The sequence below is a fragment of the Streptomyces sp. NPDC002698 genome, assembly GCF_042888945.1.
In the GTDB taxonomy this organism is placed as follows: domain Bacteria; phylum Actinomycetota; class Actinomycetes; order Streptomycetales; family Streptomycetaceae; genus Streptomyces.
On sequence record NZ_JBIAQM010000002.1, the window covers coordinates 269,328 to 288,288 of the forward strand.

Below are 18,961 nucleotides of genomic sequence, written 5' to 3' on the forward strand. Positions count from 1 at the left end.
CATGACGGATGCCAGGGCCGAACGCGTCGCGAGGCTCATCGAGCCGCTGCGGGTCGAGCCGGGGTCACGGGTGAACCTGGGCGAGGACTTCGACCCCCGGTACAAGGGCGGCCTGAAGAAGAAGCAGGGGGTGGATCTGCTGCGCACGGGCGTGTCACTGCTCGCCGAGTACCAGGAACGGCTGGCGGCCCAGGACACGTACGGCGTCCTGTTGTGTCTTCAGGCACTCGACGCCGGGGGCAAGGACGGCACGATCCGGCACGTCATGAGCGGGGTGAACCCGCAGGGCGTCAAGGTGAGCAGCTTCAAACAGCCCTCCGCCGAGGAGCTCGACCACGACTACCTGTGGCGGTACGCGGCCAGGCTGCCCGCCCGCGGCGACATCGCGATCTTCAACCGTTCGCACTACGAGGAGGTCCTCGTCGTCCGGGTCCATCCGGAGGTCCTCGACCGGCAGCGGCTGCCGGCGGACGCGCGCGGACCGGACATCTGGGACCGCCGCTACCGGGCCGTCAACGACTGGGAGCGCTACCTCACCGACAACGGGTTCAAGGTCGTGAAGATCTTCCTGAACCTGTCCAAGGAGGAACAGCGCACCCGTTTCATGAAGCGGCTCGACCTGCCGGAGCGGAACTGGAAGTTCTCCGCCGCCGACGTCCGGGAGCGCCGACGGTGGGACGAGTACCAGCGGGCGTTCTCCGAGATGCTCTCGCGGACCAGTACGCCGTGGGCGCCCTGGTACGTCGTCCCGGCGGACCGGAAGTGGTTCGCGCGCATCTGCACGGCGGCGGTACTGGTTCACACGCTCATGGACATCGACCCCGCTTACCCGGTGGTCGGCAAGGAGGCCCGCAAGGATCTCCGGGCCGCGAGGCGGGAACTGGAGGCCGACGCTCCCAAGGGTGCGCCGGCCGATCCGTACGCGGCCCGCCACCCGGTTCCCGGGGCGGGCGGGGGACAGCGACGTGACGGCCGTGGCGCGAAGGGGCGGCACGCATCCGGCGCGGACTCGCGGACCGGGAAGCACAAGCGGAAGTAGGTCCCTGACTTTCCCGAGGCGGGGACAGGGCCAGGACGGCGGGGACAGGGCCAGGACAGGGACGGCGGACCGGATCCAGATCGGAGTGCTGAGATGGCGATGCAGTCGAGCGGCCCGAAGGCTCCGGAGCGCGTCGCTCCGGAGCTCTGGTACGCGCGTGATCCACAGGACGTCGCGTCGGCTTTCGGCGTCGACCCCACGTCCGGACTCACCGCCGCCCGGGTCACCGAACTGCTGGCCGAGAACGGGCCGAACACGCTGCCGGAGGAGAAGCCGAAGCCGGCGTGGCGGCGGTTCGTCGAGCAGTACCGCAGCTATATGCAGGTCGTCCTCCTGGTGGCCGCGGTCGTCTCGCTGGCGATCGCCGAGTGGAGCACCGCGATCCTGCTCGTGCTGCTGACCCTGCTGAACGCGGTCGTGGGCCTGCGTCAGGAGGGGAAGGCCGAGAGCGCGATGAACGCGCTCCAGTCCATGCTCACGGCGACGGCCCGGGTGAGGCGTGACGGGAGCGAGTCGGAGATCCCGGCGGAGCAGGTGGTCGTCGGCGATGTCCTGCACATCTCCGCCGGGGACCAGGTTCCGGCGGACGGGCGGATCATCGAGGCGCACGCGCTCCAGATCGACGAGTCGGCCCTCACCGGTGAGAGCGTCCCCGCGTCGAAGGACGCCACGACCCTGCCGAAGATCCTGCTGGGGCCGGGGGATCAGTCGAACATGGCGTTCATGCACACCCCGGTCACCCACGGCAGCGGTCTCGTGATCGTGACCGGGACGGGTGAGGGCACCGAGCTCGGAAAGATCTCGGAGATGCTGTCGGCGACCGAGAGGGAGGAGGCGCCGCTCACCAAGGAACTCGACACGCTGACGCTGTGGATCACGGCCGCCGCGGGCCTGACCATGATCGTGATGTTCGCGCTCGGGTACCGCCGCGACCAGGCGTGGGACGCCCTGTTCGTCAGCGCGGTCTCGCTGGCCATCGCCGCCATTCCCGAGGCCCTGCCCACGGTGACCCAGGCGATCCTGTCCGTCGGCAGCCTCAGTCTGGCGAAGCGCAACGCGATCGTGAAAGAGCTGCCGTCCGTCGAGACCCTGGCGTTCACGTCGGCGATCAACTCGGACAAGACCGGCACCCTGACCATGAACCAGATGACGGCGGTGGAGGTGGTGACGCCCACCGACCGCTACACCGTCTCGGGCACGGGTTACGGCCTCGAAGGCAGGATCCACCATGCCGCGGGCTCCTCCGCGGGCATCGAGGAGGCGATCCTCCCGTACCTCGTGGCGAACGACGGCAAGCTGGTGGACGGCGAGGTCGTGGGCGATCCCACCGAGGGCGCGTTCCTGGTGCTGGCCCACAAGGCCGGGCTGGACATCGAGGCCACCCGCGAGCGGCTCCCCCGGCTCGCCACGCTGCCCTTCGACCCCGGCTACAAGCTCATGGCCACCTTCAACTCCACGGTGGACCCGTCCGGGCGTCCGGTGGTGCGCTGCTTCGTCAAGGGCGCGGCTCCGGCGGTGCAGGCCCGCGCGACGACCGCGCTGTCGGGCGGCGCGACCGTCCCGTGGGACGCCGAGCTCAGCCGGCGCGCCGACGAACAGGGCGAGCGCATGGGCGGGGAGGGGCGCCGGGTGATGGCGGCGGCGACCCGGGATCTGGACCCGGCCGAGTTCGATCCGGACGGGGACCTGCTCGGGTACGTCATCGGGCTGCGGATGACGAGTCTGGTCGGGATGGTCGACCCGCCGCGTGAGGAGTCCAAGGCCGCCGTGGCCAGCGCCCAGGCGGCCCACATCCGGGTCCGCATGGTGACCGGGGACGACGTCACCACGGGAGCCGCCATCGCCCGGCAGCTCGGCATTCCCGGCGAGGCCGTCCTCGGAGCCGACTTCGCCGCGCTGCCGGAGAGCGAGCGGCTGGCCCGTATCGACGGCATCGGTGTGGTGGGACGGGTCGCGCCCGAACACAAGGTGCTGCTCGCGGACACGCTCAAGAAGAAGGGCGCCGTCGTCGCGATGACCGGCGACGGGGTCAACGACGCCCCCGCCATCAAGGCCGCCGACATCGGCATCGCCATGGGCAGCGGCACCGACGTGGCGAAGAACGCGGCGCGGATGATCCTGTCCGACGACAACTTCACGACGATCGTCTACGCGGTGGAACAGGGCCGCAAGCTCTACGACAACCTCACCAAGTACATCCGCTTCGTGCTGCTGTTGCTGGTCACGTTCGTCCTGACCTTCCTCGGGGCGACCATCTTCAACATCGCGGCCGGTGAACCCTTCACCCCGCCGCAGGTGCTGTGGATCCACTTCGTGGTCAACGCCTCGTTCGGCTTCGCGCTGGGCTTCGACAAGGAGAGCGCGGGGCTCATGCGGCGCAGGCCGCGTCCCCGGGGCGAGTCGGTGCTGACCCGGCCCGTGATGGTGACGGTCGGGCTCAGCGGGCTGGCGATCACCCTGATCCTGCTCGGGCTGATCAAGCTGGGCGAATCCCGTTACGACAGCGTCGGCATCGGCAGTTCGATCGCGTTCACGGCGTTCGCGCTGTGCCTGATCGTGGCCGCGTTCGAATGCCGCAGCGAGACGGATTCGGTGCTGACGCCGAGCACTTTCGACAGCAAGCAGATGAACTGGACGGCGCTCGCGCAGTTCGTCCTCGCGGTCGCGGTGACGCAGATGGACGGGTTCCGCCGCATCCTCGGCACCACGGAGATCGACCTGCGGCAGTTCGGCTGGGCCCTGTTGTCCGCCGTCGCGTTCCTGGTCGTGTGGGAGGTGGGTAAGCTCCTGGCCCGCAGGGCACGGGCCACCGGCTGACCACGCGGGCCCCTGCCCATGACCCCGTCGGCGCGATCCGAAGGACTGGCCCGTGTCGAAGCACCACGGCATCCCGAGCGGAGGGTGGCGCCCTCCTGTGCCGGCGCTGCCCGGCCTCCCTGTGCTCAGGCACTACCGGCGGAGCTGGCTGCGCGGAGACCTGCTGGCCGGGGTGACGGTCGCGGCCTATCTGGTGCCGCAGGTGATGGCGTACGCCAGCGTCGCCGGGCTGCCGCCCGTCGTCGGTCTGTGGGCGATCCTGCCCGCCATCGTGCTGTACGCCCTCGTGGGTTCGTCCCGGCTCCTGTCGGTGGGGCCCGAGTCGACGACGGCGCTGATGACCGCGACCGTCGTGGGGCCGCTCGCCGGCGGCGATCCGGAGCGGTACGCGGTGCTGGCCTCGGCGCTCGCCGTCACCGTGGGGCTGATGTGTGTGGTGGCGTGGGCGGCGCGGCTGGGCTTCGTGGCCGATCTGCTCTCCCGGCCGGTGCTGATCGGGTATCTGGCGGGCGTGGCACTGATCATGATGGTGGATCAGCTCACGAAGCTGACCGGTGTGCCGACGGACGGTTCGGAGTTCTTCCCGAAACTGGCCTCCTTCCTCGGGAACCTGGACGAGGTCCATCCCGCCACGGTGATTCTCAGCGCGGCGACGCTGGTCGTCCTCTACCTGGCCACGCGTTTCCGCTGGCGCGTCCCCGGGCCGCTGCTGGTCCTGGTCGCCGGTACGGCCGTGGTCGCGGCCTTCGGCCTCGCGGACCACGGCCTCGCGGTGATCGGGGAGATCCCGGCCGGACTCCCCCGCCCGGACCTCCCCCCGCTCGACACCCTGCCCCAACTGCTGCTGCCCGCGGTCGGCGTCCTGCTCGTCGGGTACACCGACTTCATCCTCACCGCGCGCGCCTTCACGACCGACGACGGCGGTACGGCGATGGACGCGAACCAGGAACTGCTGGCCCTGGGCGCCGCGAACCTCGGCGCGGGCACCCTCCAGGGGTTCCCGGTGAGCAGCAGCGCCAGCCGTACGGCCCTCGCGCAGTCCGCGGGCGGGCGCACCCAGGTGTACGGGCTCACGGCCGGGCTCCTCGTGCTGGCCGTGCTGTTGTTCCTGAGTCCCCTGCTCACGGACACGCCCACGGCCGTCCTCGGCGCGCTGGTCGTCTACGCCGCGATCCGGATGATCGACCTGGCGGGCTTCCGGCGGCTGGCGGGCTTCCGGCTCCGGGAGCTCCTGCTGGCCCTCGGCTGTCTCGTCGGCGTCCTCGCTCTCGACATCCTCTACGGGGTGCTGGTGGCCGTGGGTCTGTCGGTGGCCGAGCTGCTGAGCCGGGTGGCACGCCCGCACGACGCGGTCCAGGGGCTGGTACCGGGCCTCGCGGGCATGCACGACGTCGACGACTTCCCGGACGCCCGGGTGATCCCGGGTCTGGTGGTCTACCGCTACGACTCCCCGCTGTTCTTCGCCAACGCGGAGGACTTCCGGCGCAGCGCCCTCGCCGCGGTGGCCGAACAGGAGGTCCCCGTCAGGTGGTTCGTCCTCAACGCGGAGGCCAACGTGGAGGTGGACATCACCGCCCTGGACTCGGTGGACGAGCTGCGCCGGGAACTCGGGGACCGGGGCGTCGAGTTCGCGATGGCCCGGGTCAAGCAGGATCTGCGGGACGATCTGGACGCCTACGGGCTGAGCGCGTCCGTCGGCGAGGAGCGGATCTTCCCCACCCTGCCCACGGCGGTCGCCGCCTACCGTTCCTGGTGCCGCGACCACGGCGTCGATCCGGGCGACGAGGACGCCGACCCCCAGCCCTAGGGCGCGTCCGCAAAGTCGCGCCTGCCCGGCGACGCCTGGCACGCCCTCCGGGCGGACGACGCGACTTTGTGGACACGCCCTAGGGGCTGTCGTTCGGAATGCGGCGGGAATCCTCAGGGGATCTCCTGTTCGGCCCAGATGATCTTTCCGTCCGCCGTGTAACGGGCGCCCCAGCGATGGGAGAGCTGGGCCACCAGGAACAGGCCCCGGCCGCCCTCGTCCGTGCTCCGGGCGTGTCTGAGCCGTGGGGCGGTGCTGCTGGCGTCGGAGACCTCGCAGGTCAGCCGGGTGTCGCAGAGCAGCCGTAGCCGGATGGGCGGTACGGCGTAGCGGATCGCGTTGGTGACGAGCTCGCTCACGATGAGTTCGGTGGTCATGGTCAGTTCCCCGAGGCCCCATGTCTCGATGACGTGGGTGGCGCGGGCCCGCATCTCGGAGACGGCGGCCGGGTCCACCGGCACCTCCCACGAGACGACGTGGTCGTCCCCCAGGGAGCGGGTGCGGGCCAGGAGCAGGGCGATGTCATCGGGCTGCGGTACGGGCACGAGCTGCCGTACCGCGGCCGAGCACAGCGCTTCGAGGTCGGGATCGGGCCGGGCGAGCAGCTCTCCCAGCTGCGCCATGCCGAGTTCCATGTCGTAGTGCGCTCCCGCCACGAGGCCGTCGGTGAAGAGGCCGATCAGGCTGTTCTCCTCGAGCTCGATCTCCCGGCTCTCGAAGGCCATCCCGCCGAGGCCGAGCGGTGGACCCGCGGGCAGTTCGGGGTAGGAGACGCGCCCGTCGGGGGCGACAAAGACAGGGGGCGGGTGTCCGGCCCTGGCCATCGTGCAGCGCCTGGTGACGGGATCGTAGACGGCGTACAGGCAGGTCGCTCCGAGGAAGGACGCGGTGGTGCTCCGGTCCGCGTCCTGTTCGGTGGTGGTCAGGTCGGCCCGCTGTTCCTGGCCGCGCTCCTCGCTGAGCCGGAGCACGAGGTCGTCGAGGTGCGCCAGCAGTTCGTCGGGGGGCAGTTCCATGTCGGCGAGGGTCTGCACCGCGGTACGCAGCCGGCCCATGGTGGCCGCCGCGGTGATGCCGTGGCCGACCACGTCGCCGACGACCAGGCCGACCCGGGCCCCGGACAGCGGGATGACGTCGAACCAGTCGCCGCCGACGCCGCCGCTCGGGTCCGCCGGCAGATAGGAGGAGGCCACCTCCAGGGCTGTCCCCCCTGACAGGGCGTGGGGCAGCAGACTGCGCTGGAGGGTGACCGCCGCCGTGTGTTCGCGGGTGTAGCGGCGGGCGTTGTCGACGCACAGCGCCGCGCGCGCCACCACCTCGCGTGCCAGCAGGACGTCGTCGGGCTGGAACGAGACCGGGTTGAGCGAGCGCAGGAACGTGGTGAGTCCGAGGGCGGTGTTGCGCGCCCGCATCGGCACGGAGATGAGGGAGTGCAGCCCGTACCGGCGGATGCTGGCCGCCCTCTCGGGCTCCTCGGCGATCCACAGGTCGTCGTCCGGGTCGAGGACCTGGATGAGGACGGGCTCGCCGTTGGTGAGCAGGTGCACGTCGTGGGGCGGCGGCAGGAAGTCCGCCCGGTCGCCGATCCGGGCCACGGCCTCCGGGCACCCCTCCCGCACCGAACTCATGCCCGCGCGCCGCATCATCGGCTTGGCGGGTGCGGGTCCCGCGTCCGACAGCCAGGCTCCGTGGCCCTCGGTGCTGAGGACGGATTCCAGCAGGTCGACGATGACGAAGTCCGCGAACCGCGGAACGGCGAAGTCGGCGATCTCCTGGGCCGTCCGCATGACGTCGAGGGTCCCGCCGATGGTGGTCCCGGCTTCGTTGACGAGCGACAGGATCTGCCGGGCGTTCCATCGGTCGGTGACGTCCAGGACCGTGTAGCACACGCCGGTGTAGGACTTGTCGACGCCGACCAGCGGGAAGAAGGAGGAGGAGTAGGCGTGCCGGCGGTGCGGGTCGGCCCAGCTCCATCCCAGGTACTCGTAGTCGATCATCGGCTCGCCGGTCGCCAGGACCTTGCGCATCAGTCCCTCGATGGTCTCCGCCTGGAGGCCGGGCAGCAGTTCGGTCAGCCGGCGTCCGAGCCGCTGCTCGCGGGGCACACCGCCGAGGTGTTCCAGGGTGTCGTTCATCCAGACGTAGCGCAGTTGCAGATCGAGCACCGCCATGCCGACCGGCGAGCGGGTCAGGAACCCGTCGAGGAAGGCCGGGCCCACCGTCCACGGCCGTCTGCGGTCCCGTGCCGAGATCAGGAAGCACTCGCTCCCGCCCATGCGGAACGACGCGGAGACGCGCAGGTCGGCGTCGACGCGCCGGCCGTCGCGGTGCCACAGGGGGATGTGTCCGCTCCAGCCCATTCCGCCGCGGCAGCGCTCGGCGACCGCCGCCACCCGCGAGGGGTCCCTGGGCATCGCGAGCAGACGCGCGGCCGGTGAGCCGACCATCTCGGCCGCCGGACGGCCGAGAAGGGCCTCGGCCCCCCTGGTCCAGGCCGTCACCAGCCCCTCGCCGGACACCACCGCCGCCGCGTCGGAGGACGCGTCAAGGGGATCGCCCGGTCCTTGGGACACGGGCGCGTCGGAACCTTCCTGCGAAGAAACCATGAAGCTCTCATCCTCTACACGACCATGTTCCTGCTTGTCCGCCGGATGTGCAGGCCCACCGGACGATCACCCCCCGGCACGGCACCGCACGGCACCGACCCCTCATCCTGAACATGCCAATGGGCGCTCTGGAGTGGGCAAGGCCGGGGGCAGGGCGCAGCATGGAAGGGCCGGAACCGGCACACACGTGCCCGGCGGCGGCCACGGAGCCCGGCACATCGCGCCGGCCGGTGGAGGAGGGTCAGGGATGACAGCCGAGTCCACGCAGTCCGACAGTGCGGGCGGTCTCGAACCCGCACGGTCCCGGCCGACCGGCCTGCTGGACGTCCTCAACGTGGGCGCACTGGTCCTCGACGCCGACGGGCGCATCGTGTTCTGGACCCCGCAGGCCGAGGAGCTCATCGGGTACTCGGCGGAGGAGGCCCTCGGCAAGTACGCGGCGCGCCTGATCATCCACCCCGAGCACATGCAGTCCGTGACCGAACTGTTCGCCGATGTCCTGGAGACGGGACGCAGTTGGGCGGGCGCGTTCCCCATCCGGCACAAGGACGGCAGCACCCGCCTCATGGAGTTCCGCAACATGCGGCTCCTGGACGATCTCGGGGACGTCTACGCCCTGGGCATCGCGGCCGACCACACGTTGCTCCAGCGCGTCGAGACCGACCTGGCCCTGTGCGAGCAGCTGATCAGCCAGTCACCCATCGGACTGGCCCTGATGGACCCCGACCTGCGGTATCTCATGGTCAACCCGGCGCTGGAACGGATCGACGGCATCCCCGCCGAGGACCATGTCGGCCGTCATCTGCGGGAGACACTGCCGTTCCCGGACGTGGACACCGTCGAGTCCGCACTGCGTCAGGTGCTCACCACCGGCACACCGCTGCTCGACCAGTACCACGTGGGCCGCCCGCCCGCCGATCCCGACCACGAACACGCCTGGTCCCTCTCCTTCTACCGGCTGGAGGACCCGGGCGGACGCATCCTGGGCGCGGCCGCCTCGGTCGTCGACGTCACCGAACGCCATCGCGCGGCCGCCGAGGCCGACCGCGCGCGGCGTCGTCTCGCGCTCGTCGCCAGCGCCTCCACCCGTGTCGGCACCACCCTGGAGGTGGAGCAGACCGCCCGCGAACTGGCCGACATCGCCGCCCCCGAACTGGCCGACGTGGTCGCCGTGGACGTTCTCGACTCCGTCCTGGCCTGCCGCCGCAAGCGCAGGCCGGACAACGGCCCGGAGTTCTTCCGCGCCCTGGCCCTCAAGGCCTCGCACCCCACCGTCGCCCTGCGCGCCGCCGACCCTCCCGGCGACCTGGCCACGTACGAGGGTGACCGCCTGGTGACCCTGTGCGTCCACACCGGCAGGCCGGTCCTGGTGCGGCACGTCGGCGAGCACGATCTGCCGCGCATCGCCCGCGACGCCGAGGGCACGGCCCTGCTGGCGCAGGCCGGTGTCCACTCGTACCTCGCGGTTCCGCTGATCGCGCACGGCGAGGTGCTCGGCGCCCTCGATCTCAAGCGCACCCGCAATCCGCTCCCCTTCGACGAGGACGACGTGGTGCTCGCCGGTGAGCTGGCCACCCGCGCCGCCGTGGCCATCGACAACGCCCGCTGGTTCCAGAGCGTGCGCAACACGGCCGTCACGCTCCAGCGCAGCCTGCTGCCCCAGCATCCACCCCGGCTCACCGGTCTGGAGGTCGCGTCCCGCTATCAGCCGGCGCAGGCCACCAGCGAGGTCGGCGGCGACTGGTACGACGTGATACCGCTGGCCGACGACCGGACCGCGCTGGTCGTGGGCGACGTCATGGGCAACGGAATCGACGCCGCCGCCACCATGGGCCGGCTGCGCACCGCCACCTGCGCGTACGCCGACCTCGACCTCGACCCCGGCGATGTGCTCCAGCACCTCGACAAGATCACGTGCGATCTGGAGCACTACATCGTGACGTGCATCTACGCCGTGTACGACCCCCACAGCGGGCAGTGCCGCATCGCCAACGCCGGGCACATGCCGCCCGCGCTGGTGCGTTCCGCCGCCGCCCCCGAACTGCTGGACCTGCCCCCGGGCGCCCCCCTCGGTGTCGGTGGCATCTCCTTCGGGACCACCACGGTCGAACTCGGCCCGGACGATCTGCTCGTCCTCTACACGGACGGTCTCGTGGAGACCAGGCTGCATCCCATCGACGACCGCCTGAACGTCCTTCTCTCCTTCCTCGACGAGGCGGACCGGCCGCTGGAGGAGATCTGCGACCTGCTCCTGTACGGACTGCGCAACTCCGACGACCACGACGACGTCGCCCTGCTCGTCGCCCGCGCGAAGTAGCCCGGCGAAGCAGCCCGTGCGAAGCGGCCCTACCCCTTGTCCGTGTCCTTGGAGTGCCGGCGGGAGGAGACCTGCTCGCGCGTGGTGTGCCACCGTGACCGGGCCTGTTCGACCACGCTGTCCCACTCGCGGCGGACCTCGTCGTCGGAGGGACGGTCGCCCGCGCGGATCCGGACGAGTTCATCGCGCATCTCGTGCCCGAGGGCCGCCGACGCGACGATGACGAACATCGCGGCGAAGAGCGCCGAGATCATCGCGAACACGGCGCCCACCGCCCCGTAGCGTGCGGCGTAGGAGTTGAACAGGCGCGGCAGGTACACGGTCGCGCCCACCGAGTAGAGCGCGGTCGCCACGCCCGCCGTGACACCGAAGGGCAGAAGATCGCGCCAGGGGATCCGCTTCGCGGACAGCGCCCAGCCGCTCCAGACGAGGAAGGCGACGCTCACCGGGATCTCGCACACCGAGGCCACCACGCCCAGCTTGCTCCCCCCGAGAACCGCGTGCATCCACCCGGTGACGGCCGCGTAGCCGGCGAGCCCGAGGATCCACCACAGGCCGTTCCTCGTGTTGCGGACACTCAGCGGGGGCAGTTCCCAGGTCTGCTCGAACAGCCGCTGCGAGGCGCGGGCGAAGCTCAGTACGGAGATGATCAGGAACAGGCTCCCGAAGACACCCACGCTCGCGCCCGCGCTCTCGGCGGGGGCCAGGAGCGACTTGACCGCCGCGGCGCCCTGACCGGTGAGGCCGTAGCGCTGGATGATCCGGTCGGCGGCGTCGTAGTCCGAGAAACTGCTCAGCACGGCGCCGATGAGAATAGTGAGGGGGATGAGCGCGGTGAGCGCGCTGGACGCCAGGGCCATCGAGCGGTCGAAGCCCACGATCTTCTGGAACCGGCTGACGACGCGCAGCGCGAACGCGGGACGCAGCCAGAACGTCAGCAACCTGACGAGGCGCTCGCGATTGATCCCCGCCGTCCTGTCCTCCATGTCATCAGGCCCGGTATGGCGCTGCGAGCGTAACGGACGGCCGTCGCGGGCGGGACGGCCGACACGGCCCGCCGTCCGCGTCCGGGCCGGGCGGCCCGTGCGGAGCCACCCGGCCGGCCGTCCCCCGCGGCCGGCAGGCGTTCGACGCGCTCACTCCTCCTCGGACAGGGCGATCTCCGCCCAGATCGTCTTCCCGCGGGACTCGGGCCGGGTTCCCCAGCGCCGGCTGACCTGCCAGGTGAGGTAGAGGCCCCGGCCGCCCTCGTCGACCTCCTCGGCGTGCCGGAGGTGCGGCACGGTGCTGCTGTCGTCGGTCACCTCGCAGGCGACCGCGGATCCGTCGAGAATGAGGCGCACGGAGATGGGACCGTCCGAGTACCGGACCGCGTTGGTGACGAGTTCGCTGACCACCAGGGTGACGGTGAAGGCGTACTGCTCCAGCCCCCAGTCCGCCAGCGCGCGCTCGGCGCGGGAGCGTGCCTCGCCGGCGGACGTGGGGTGGTTGGGCAGCGTCCACGAGGCGACCTGGTCCGGTCCCAGACCCCGGGTACGCGCCAGCAGCAGGACGGCGTCGTTCTCCATCTCCTCCGGTGCCAGCTTGTAGAGCACCTCGTCGCAGACCTCCTGAAGCGGCCGGTCGACCGGCTGCAGCGCGTCGCCGACACGCTCCAGTTGTTCCTGCGGGTCGTCCGAGACGGCACGCAGCATGGCGGTGTTGGACAGCAGGACGACGCTGCCCTCGGCGAGTTCGAACTCGGCGCTGCCGTACTTCGCCAGACCACGGCCCAGCGGCGGCCCGGCGGGCGCCACGGCGTATTCGACGGTCCCGTCGGGCAGCGCGAGCACCGGAGGCGGATGCCCCGCACTGGCGACCGAGCAGCGGCGGGTCACCGGGCTGTAGACGAGGTACAGGCAGGTGGTGTCCTGGCGCGCGTCGTCCAGTGCGGCGTCCGGACGCCGCGGCCGCTCTCCATGCAGCCGGGTCACCAGGGCGTGCAGCCGTTCCAGGACCTCTTCGGGAGCCAGGTCGAGGACGGCCAGGGCGCTGATCGCGGCCCGCACCTCGCCCATGGTGGCGGCCGCCTCCAGGCCCCTGCCCACCGTGTCGCCGGTCACCAGCGCCACCCGCGAACCGGACAGCGGGATCACGTCGAACCAGTCGCCGCCCGCGCCCAGCGGGCAGTAGCTGTAGGCGGTCTCGACCGCGTCGTGGCCGAGGACCCGGGCCGGCCGCAGACTGAGCTGCAGGACACGCCCGGCCGAACGCTCCCGTGCGTACAGCCGGGCGTTGTCCAGGCACAGGGCCACCCGGTCGGCGAGTTCGGCGGCCAGCGCGAGGTCGCCGTCGTCGAAGGCGTGCGGGGTGCGGTCCCGGTAGCAGTGGGCCAGCCCGATCACGGAGCCGCGGGCGACGAGCGGCAGCACGAGCAGCGAATGCGCCCCCGCCTCGGTGAGACGCCGCCCCCGCACCGGCTCCCTGCCCATCCAGTCCGCGTCCGGGGTCAGCCGCTGGACGGCGCGTGGCCGGAGGTCGGACAGGCACTGCACGAAGGGCGTCGCCACGGACAGGCCGATCACCTCGCCGATCGAGGGCAGGTACCGCTCGGCGTCCAGGGCGGAGGAACGACGGCTCGTGCACCGCAGGGCCCCGTACTCGAAGAGCGTGCCCGGAGCGCCGGCCTCGCCCCGCAGGACGGAGTCCAGGACCTCGACCACGACCGTGTCGGCCAGCGCGGGAACCATCTCGTCGGCGAACTCCTGCGCCGTACGGAAGATGTCCAGCGTCGTGCCGATGCGCCCGCCCGCCCGCTCCAGCAGGGCCAGTCGCGCCGCCGCCCGCTTGCGCTCGGTGATGTCCACCACCGCCGTCGCCAGCCCCAGGACCGCGCCCGTGGCGTCCTCCAGCCGGAAGCACGAGACCGACAGCACGATCTCGGCCTGGTCGGGACTCAGATGGCCGTGCACCTCCACGTCCAGCGAGGGCACACCCGTCTCCAGCACCTCGAGCAGCGTCGACTCGTAGTTTCCGGTGTAGAAGTCACCGGCCCACTCTCTCGGGTGGCGCCCCAGCGCCTCTTCCAGGGCGAACGCCTTGACGTAGCGGGCCGCCGTGTTGAAGCGCACCAGACGAAGCTGTGTGTCGAGGACGTGCAGACCCACGGTCGACTCGGAGAAGAGCGCGCCGAGAACGGCCTTGTCCAGCTCCGCGTCCGGCCGGCCATGTCCGTCCAGCGATGCACCCATGACACTTCCGTAGACCGTTGACCACCTATACATTCCGTTTTGTCAGAGTTCCACCATATTCGCTCACCGGCGACGCGCGACCGGAGCGCCGGTGCGGCCCCGCGGTCCCCCGTCCGCCCGCTCGGCCGCCGCGCTCAGTTCCCGCCCGCCTCCGGGTCCCCGCCCTCGGCCCCGGCCCCGGCCCCGGCCCCGGCCCCGGCCCCGGACGAGCGGTACACGAACGTCGGAAAGTCCTGCCCGGTCGCTCGGGTCCAGGCGGAGACGACCGCGTCCGGGTGTTCCGCGCGGGCGTCGGCGAACGCGGTGACACAGCGGGCGTGGACGTCCGTCCGGCCGGTGCGGCGGGTGAGCGAGAGCAGGGCGCGCAGCGCCGCGACGGCGTCGTCGGCCCGGCCCTCGGCCAGATGGGCGCGGGCCTCCTCGCCGAGCGCCAGGGCGAGACCTGAACGGGCGGCGGCCAGGGAGGCCGCGTACCGGCCGGTCTCGGCACCCGCCGCCTCGTCGGCGAGGATGGACTCCGACTCCGCGTAGCAGGCGACGGCCGCCCCGTGGTCGCCGGCGCGGCGGAGGGCACGGCCGAGCACCCGTAGACGGCGGGCCGTCACGGCGTGGTGGGCCGGCCGGTCCGACTCGGCCGGACGGCGTGTGAGAGCGACCGCCTCCCGTGCGGCCCCGACCGCGCCGCCGAGGTCTCCGTCGTCCAGTCGCAGCCGGCTCAAGTCCTCCAATGCACGCGCGAGTTGCGGCTCGTGCGCCATCGGGTCGAACTCCGCCGCACGCCGGTGCGCGGCCACGGCGCGTTCACCGGCCCGGACCGCTTCACCGCGGTCGCCCGCCGCCGTGTGGCAGGCGGCCAGCCGCTCCAGACAGACGGCGAGGAGGGAGTCGTGGGTGTCCGGCCGTTCGGCGACGAGCGTGGCACACAGGTCGACCGCCTCCCGTCGGCGGTTCAACTCCGTGTCCCGGTGCCCGAGTTCACCGAGCCGGTCGGCAAGGCAGTCCAGCGCCAGGATGAGCAGGGGTTCACCCGCCGTCCGGTCCCGGTCCGCCAGGGTCCGCGCTTCGGCCACGGACTCCTCCGCGGTCGTGCGCGCGGCGGACCGGTCCCCGGTGGCCGCCAGGCAACGGGCCAGGTCCGCGAAGAGCCTCACCCGCAGCGGCCGTACGACCTCGGGCGCGACCCGCAGCATGACCGGGTCGGCGGCGTCCCGGGCCTCCCTGCCGACGGACAGCGCCTCCTCGTGCCGGCCCAGTGCCACCAGCCCCGCGGTGAGTTCGCACAGCACGCGTACACGCACCAGGATCGCGTGGCTCACCTCGCGCAACGACATGTCCCGCAGCAGCCCGGCGCACTCCTCGTAGGCGGCCACGGACTCCTCCGTGCGGTTCAGGGCCGCCAGCACCAGGGCGTAGGTGCGCAACGCGCCCGGCAGGGTGCCCAGGGTCCGGTCCCGTCGGGTGAGGACGAGGCGGCGGTAGGCGGCCACGCACTCCCCCGCCGAGACCAGCGCGTCGTCCGGTCGCGCCAGGCCGAACTGCGCCTGTGCCAGGAGGTGCAGACGCAGGGCCCGCTGCGCCGGCGACCACCGGGCGCCCGGTACGGCCGAGGACGCGTCCAGCACCGTGCACGCCTGCTCGCAGCGGTTGACGAGCACCAGCGTGTAGGCGTGCCAGACCAGACTGCGCGCCAGCAGGTCACGGTCGCGCGGGCGGGCGCCCTTGCTCTCGGCCAGCGCCCGGTACACGGCCGTCGCCTCCTCGGCCCAGGCCAGCCGACGCCACGGCGGGGGCGGCCGCAGCAGCACCCAGCCGGGGACCACGCAGCGCGTCAGCGCGGCGCCGAGCAGCCGCCGCCCCGCACCGGGACCGAGCCGGGCCGCCGCGCGCGGCAACGGCAGCAGTACACGCACCAGCCCCATCGGCGCCCCCTTCCGGGATCCTCGTCCAAAGGACGGCCGGGCACCCGTATAGGTTGCCCGGAGAGCGCGGACACAGGCTGTCGCTCCGGTGGGAACACAGCTCCGATCCCCCATGCTTACGGAGGCTGTCGCCGCTCGGTCGCCGGTGGGGCGACCGGTGGTCCGGGGCGACAGCCTCCGTTCGCGGACTACTTCAGACCGTAGGCGCGGATCACCTCCTGGGTGATGCGGTTGCCCGCGTCGTCCCAGCCCTCGGCCTTCAGCGAGACGTAGCCGTGGTGCGGGGCGTCGTAGCAGGCCGTCCAGGTACCGGACCTGCCGGTGGCCTTGACCGGCTTCCACGTGGTGCCGTCGTCGTACGACACCGACAGCGTGGCGCCCTGGATCTTCCCGGCACCCGCCGCGCCCTCGAGGTGGTGCGGGATCAGGCGCAGCGCCTGCGGCCCGCCCCGCACCCTCGCCGGCTCCGGTCCCGTCAGGAGCCGGCGGCCGAGCCCGCCGGCTCCGTGGGGGCGGGAGCGGACGTGCTGATCCCGCCGGTCGAGCCCGGCTCCGGGGTCTCCGCGGAGCTGCTGTCGGGCGAGAACACCGCCACGCCCACGAGCACCGCCAGCAGGAAGACCACGGCTCCGGCGGCCGCGCCCACGACTCTTCGCCGGTCGGCGAGGAGTTCGCCGACCCCCGAGCGCGGGCGTCGGCGCGACCGGTGCCCGCCGCCCGCGGTGTCCCTCAGCACCGACGGCAGGGCGTACGTGGTCGCGGGGCCCGTGGCCCTGACGGCCTGCCGGTGGCGCCCCGGCTCCGGCATCACCGCCGGGAGCGGCTCGGCACGCCCCTGCCAGGAGCCCGAGCCGTACCAGGCGGCCGCCTCCAGCGCGGTGGGCCGGTCCTCGGGCTGCTTCGCGAGCAGGCCGAGCAGATGGTTCTCGAAGGCGGGCGGCAGATCGGCGCCGAGCTCGCGCGGCGGGGTGGGGGCGGTGTCGAGATGGTGGTGGAGGACCGCGACAGGGCTGCCCGCCTGGAACGGAGGCCGTCCGGTGAGGAGCTGGTACAGGACACAGCCCAGCGAGTACATGTCGGAGGGCGGCCCGGCGGTCTTGCCCAGGGCCCGTTCGGGGGCCAGGTACAGGCTGGTGCCGACGATCTGCCCGGTCGCGGTCAGACCGCCCGCCGGATCGTCCATGAAGCGGGCGATCCCGAAGTCGCCGATCTTGACACTTCCCTCGGCGTCCAGGAGCAGGTTGCCCGGCTTGATGTCCCGGTGCACGATGCCCTGCTGATGCGCGGCGGCCAGCCCCGCGGCGGCCTCGGCCGCGATCCGCGCGACCCGGTCGGCGGGAAGCCTCCCGGCGTCGGTGAGGACACCGGCGAGACTGTCGCCCTCGACCAGCTCCATCACGAGGAACAGCCGGTTCTCATAGGCCCCGAAGTCCAGAACACCCACCACGTGGCGATGGTTGAGCAGGCCCGCGGTCTGGGCCTCCAGACGGAACCGGGCCGCGGCCGTCGGGTCGGCGTCCTGGGAGAGAAGCAGTTTCACGGCCACGGACCGGCCGATCATCTCGTCGTGGGCCCGCCACACCTCCCCCATCGCACCCCGCCCGAGAGTGGCCTGCAGCCGATACCGCCCCGCTATCAGCACTTGTGCTTCATCCTCACGCCGTTGGGATTCCGTCGATCGCCACAGGTCGATTCCCTACCGAGCATGAGTGATCATCGGGGCGCCGCAGCAGGTTGAGCCTACTGCCAACACGAGGGTGATCAGACGCTGTTCACCCTCGGCCTCAAGATCACGGAGAACCGTTCGGTGCGCCACCGGACACTGACGGAAAGTGACTCCGAGAACCGCTCCAGGGGCGGGCCGGCGACGACCCGGGAAGCAGCCCCGGCGGGCGGACGCACGGAAGCCCCGCGCTTCGGACCGCCCCGGGCAAGCGGTCCGCGCATTGGTATGGACCTGGTGAGGACCTCCCACTACCCTCGTTCACGCAACTCTGAGAGCGCTCTCTCCTGCCCTTCGCCCCACTCACCGACCATCGGATCGACGAAAGGCAACTCCCGTGAGACGCACCACAGTTCTGCGTACCGCCTTATCCGCCGGCCTGCTCGTCAGCGCCGCGACGCTCGGACTCACCCAGGCCGCGGCCGACGAGGCCCCCCTCACCGCCACGACATCCCGGGCACCCGCCTCCTCGGCCCTCGTCTCGGCCATGCAGCACGACCTCGGACTCACCGAGCGGCAGGCGACCGCCCGACTCGCCCAGGAAACCGCCGCACGTGGCGTCGAGGCCACCGCCAAGCGCGTGGCCGGCGCCGCCTACGGCGGCTCCTGGTTCGACGCGAAGAGCGGCAAGCTCGTCGTGGCCGTCACCGAAGCCGCGTCCCGGGACGCCGTGGAGGCGACCGGCGCGCGCGTCACCCTCGTCGAACACAGCCAACGGCAGCTCGACGCCACCATGGCCCGCATCGACGCGCTCCACGCACCGGCCGGCGTGGGCAGTTGGCACGTCGACCCCCGGGCCGGCTCCGTCGTCGTCGACGTGGTGTCCGCGCACAAGGATGACAACGATGTCCGGTCCTTCGTCGCCCGCGCCCGGGCGGCCGGTCCCGTCGTCGTGCGGCAGACGGACAAGGCTCCGAGGACGTTCGCGGCCGGCACGGTGGGCGGTGACCCCTACTACACCGGCAACGTCCGCTGCTCCATAGGCTTCTCCGTGTACGGCGGCTTCGTCACCGCCGGGCACTGCGCCCAGCCGGGCGCCTCCGTCCGCGGCTGGGACGGCAGCTACATCGGCAACTTCCAGGGCTCCTCGTTCCCGGACAACGACTACGCCTGGGTCAACGTGGGCAGCGGGTGGTGGACGGTACCCGTCGTCCTCGGCTGGGGCACCGTGTCCGACCAGCTCGTCCGCGGCTCGGGCGAGGCGCCCGTCGGAGCGTCGATCTGCCGCTCCGGCTCGACCTCCCACTGGCACTGCGGCACCGTCCTCGCGAAGAACGAGACCGTCAACTACAGCCAGGGCGCGGTGCGCCAGATGACCAAGACGAGCGTCTGCGCCGAACCCGGCGACTCGGGCGGCTCGTTCATCAGCGGCGACCAGGCACAGGGCGTCACCTCCGGCGGCTGGGGCAACTGCAGCAGCGGAGGCGAGACCTGGTACCAGCCCGTGAACGAGATCCTGAACCGCTACGGGCTCAGGCTGCACATGGCCTGACCCGACCGCAC

At 71.9% G+C, this 18,961-nt stretch carries 11 protein-coding genes; 5 read left to right on the forward strand and 6 right to left on the reverse strand.

All coding sequences use genetic code 11. The annotated features are described in order from the left end of the window. The first annotated feature begins 1 nt into the window (after window position 1). The 3 genes from ACFYW9_RS03560 (at window position 2) to ACFYW9_RS03570 (ending at window position 5,663) form a co-directional block, all read left to right on the forward strand. Window positions 2-1,039 (forward strand): polyphosphate kinase 2 family protein, encoded by a 1,038-nt coding sequence (locus ACFYW9_RS03560; RefSeq protein WP_351860513.1) that lies wholly within the window; start codon window positions 2-4, stop codon window positions 1,037-1,039. A 93-nt stretch (window positions 1,040-1,132) separates the two neighbouring features. After that, a complete protein-coding gene (locus ACFYW9_RS03565; protein WP_351860515.1) occupies window positions 1,133-3,856 on the forward strand; it encodes an HAD-IC family P-type ATPase in 2,724 nt (907 codons plus the stop codon). 52 nt (window positions 3,857-3,908) lie between these two features. Next, window positions 3,909-5,663 carry a SulP family inorganic anion transporter gene (locus tag ACFYW9_RS03570; protein ID WP_389144182.1) on the forward strand — a complete coding sequence of 585 codons (1,755 nt, stop codon included), beginning with the start codon at window positions 3,909-3,911 and terminating at the stop codon, window positions 5,661-5,663. Window positions 5,664-5,776: 113 nt separating this feature from the next. Here the strand turns inward: ACFYW9_RS03570 and ACFYW9_RS03575 are convergent, their stop codons facing one another. After that, window positions 5,777-8,269 carry a SpoIIE family protein phosphatase gene (locus ACFYW9_RS03575; RefSeq protein ID WP_389144185.1) on the reverse strand — a complete coding sequence of 831 codons (2,493 nt, stop codon included), beginning with the start codon at window positions 8,267-8,269 and terminating at the stop codon, window positions 5,777-5,779. Between the two features lie 247 nt (window positions 8,270-8,516). Between ACFYW9_RS03575 and ACFYW9_RS03580 the strand changes: the two genes are divergently transcribed. After that, window positions 8,517-10,586: a SpoIIE family protein phosphatase gene (locus ACFYW9_RS03580; RefSeq protein ID WP_389144188.1), complete on the forward strand. Its 2,070-nt coding sequence runs from the start codon at window positions 8,517-8,519 to the stop codon at window positions 10,584-10,586. Between the two features lie 29 nt (window positions 10,587-10,615). On the opposite strand, the gene ACFYW9_RS03585 is transcribed toward ACFYW9_RS03580, so the two are convergent. The 5 genes from ACFYW9_RS03585 to ACFYW9_RS03605 form a co-directional block, all read right to left on the reverse strand. Next, the gene (locus tag ACFYW9_RS03585; RefSeq protein WP_389144191.1) at window positions 10,616-11,572 is read right to left on the reverse strand and encodes a YhjD/YihY/BrkB family envelope integrity protein; all 957 of its coding nucleotides are present in this window, start codon (window positions 11,570-11,572) and stop codon (window positions 10,616-10,618) included. 150 nt (window positions 11,573-11,722) lie between these two features. Continuing rightward, a complete protein-coding gene (locus tag ACFYW9_RS03590; protein ID WP_389144194.1) occupies window positions 11,723-13,816 on the reverse strand; it encodes a SpoIIE family protein phosphatase in 2,094 nt (697 codons plus the stop codon). A gap of 134 nt (window positions 13,817-13,950) precedes the next feature. Beyond that, a complete protein-coding gene (locus tag ACFYW9_RS03595; protein WP_389144197.1) occupies window positions 13,951-15,735 on the reverse strand; it encodes a hypothetical protein in 1,785 nt (594 codons plus the stop codon). 188 nt (window positions 15,736-15,923) lie between these two features. Further along, window positions 15,924-16,190, reverse strand: coding sequence for a hypothetical protein (locus ACFYW9_RS03600; RefSeq protein WP_389144201.1), 267 nt, complete (start codon window positions 16,188-16,190; stop codon window positions 15,924-15,926). Window positions 16,191-16,210: 20 nt separating this feature from the next. Continuing rightward, window positions 16,211-17,326, reverse strand: a complete 1,116-nt coding sequence (locus ACFYW9_RS03605; protein WP_389144204.1) for a serine/threonine-protein kinase — start codon at window positions 17,324-17,326, stop codon at window positions 16,211-16,213. Between the two features lie 469 nt (window positions 17,327-17,795). Here ACFYW9_RS03605 and ACFYW9_RS03610 point away from each other — a divergent pair, with 469 nt between their 5' ends. Continuing rightward, window positions 17,796-18,950 carry a S1 family peptidase gene (locus ACFYW9_RS03610; protein ID WP_389144207.1) on the forward strand — a complete coding sequence of 385 codons (1,155 nt, stop codon included), beginning with the start codon at window positions 17,796-17,798 and terminating at the stop codon, window positions 18,948-18,950. The last annotated feature ends 11 nt before the right edge of the window (window positions 18,951-18,961 follow it).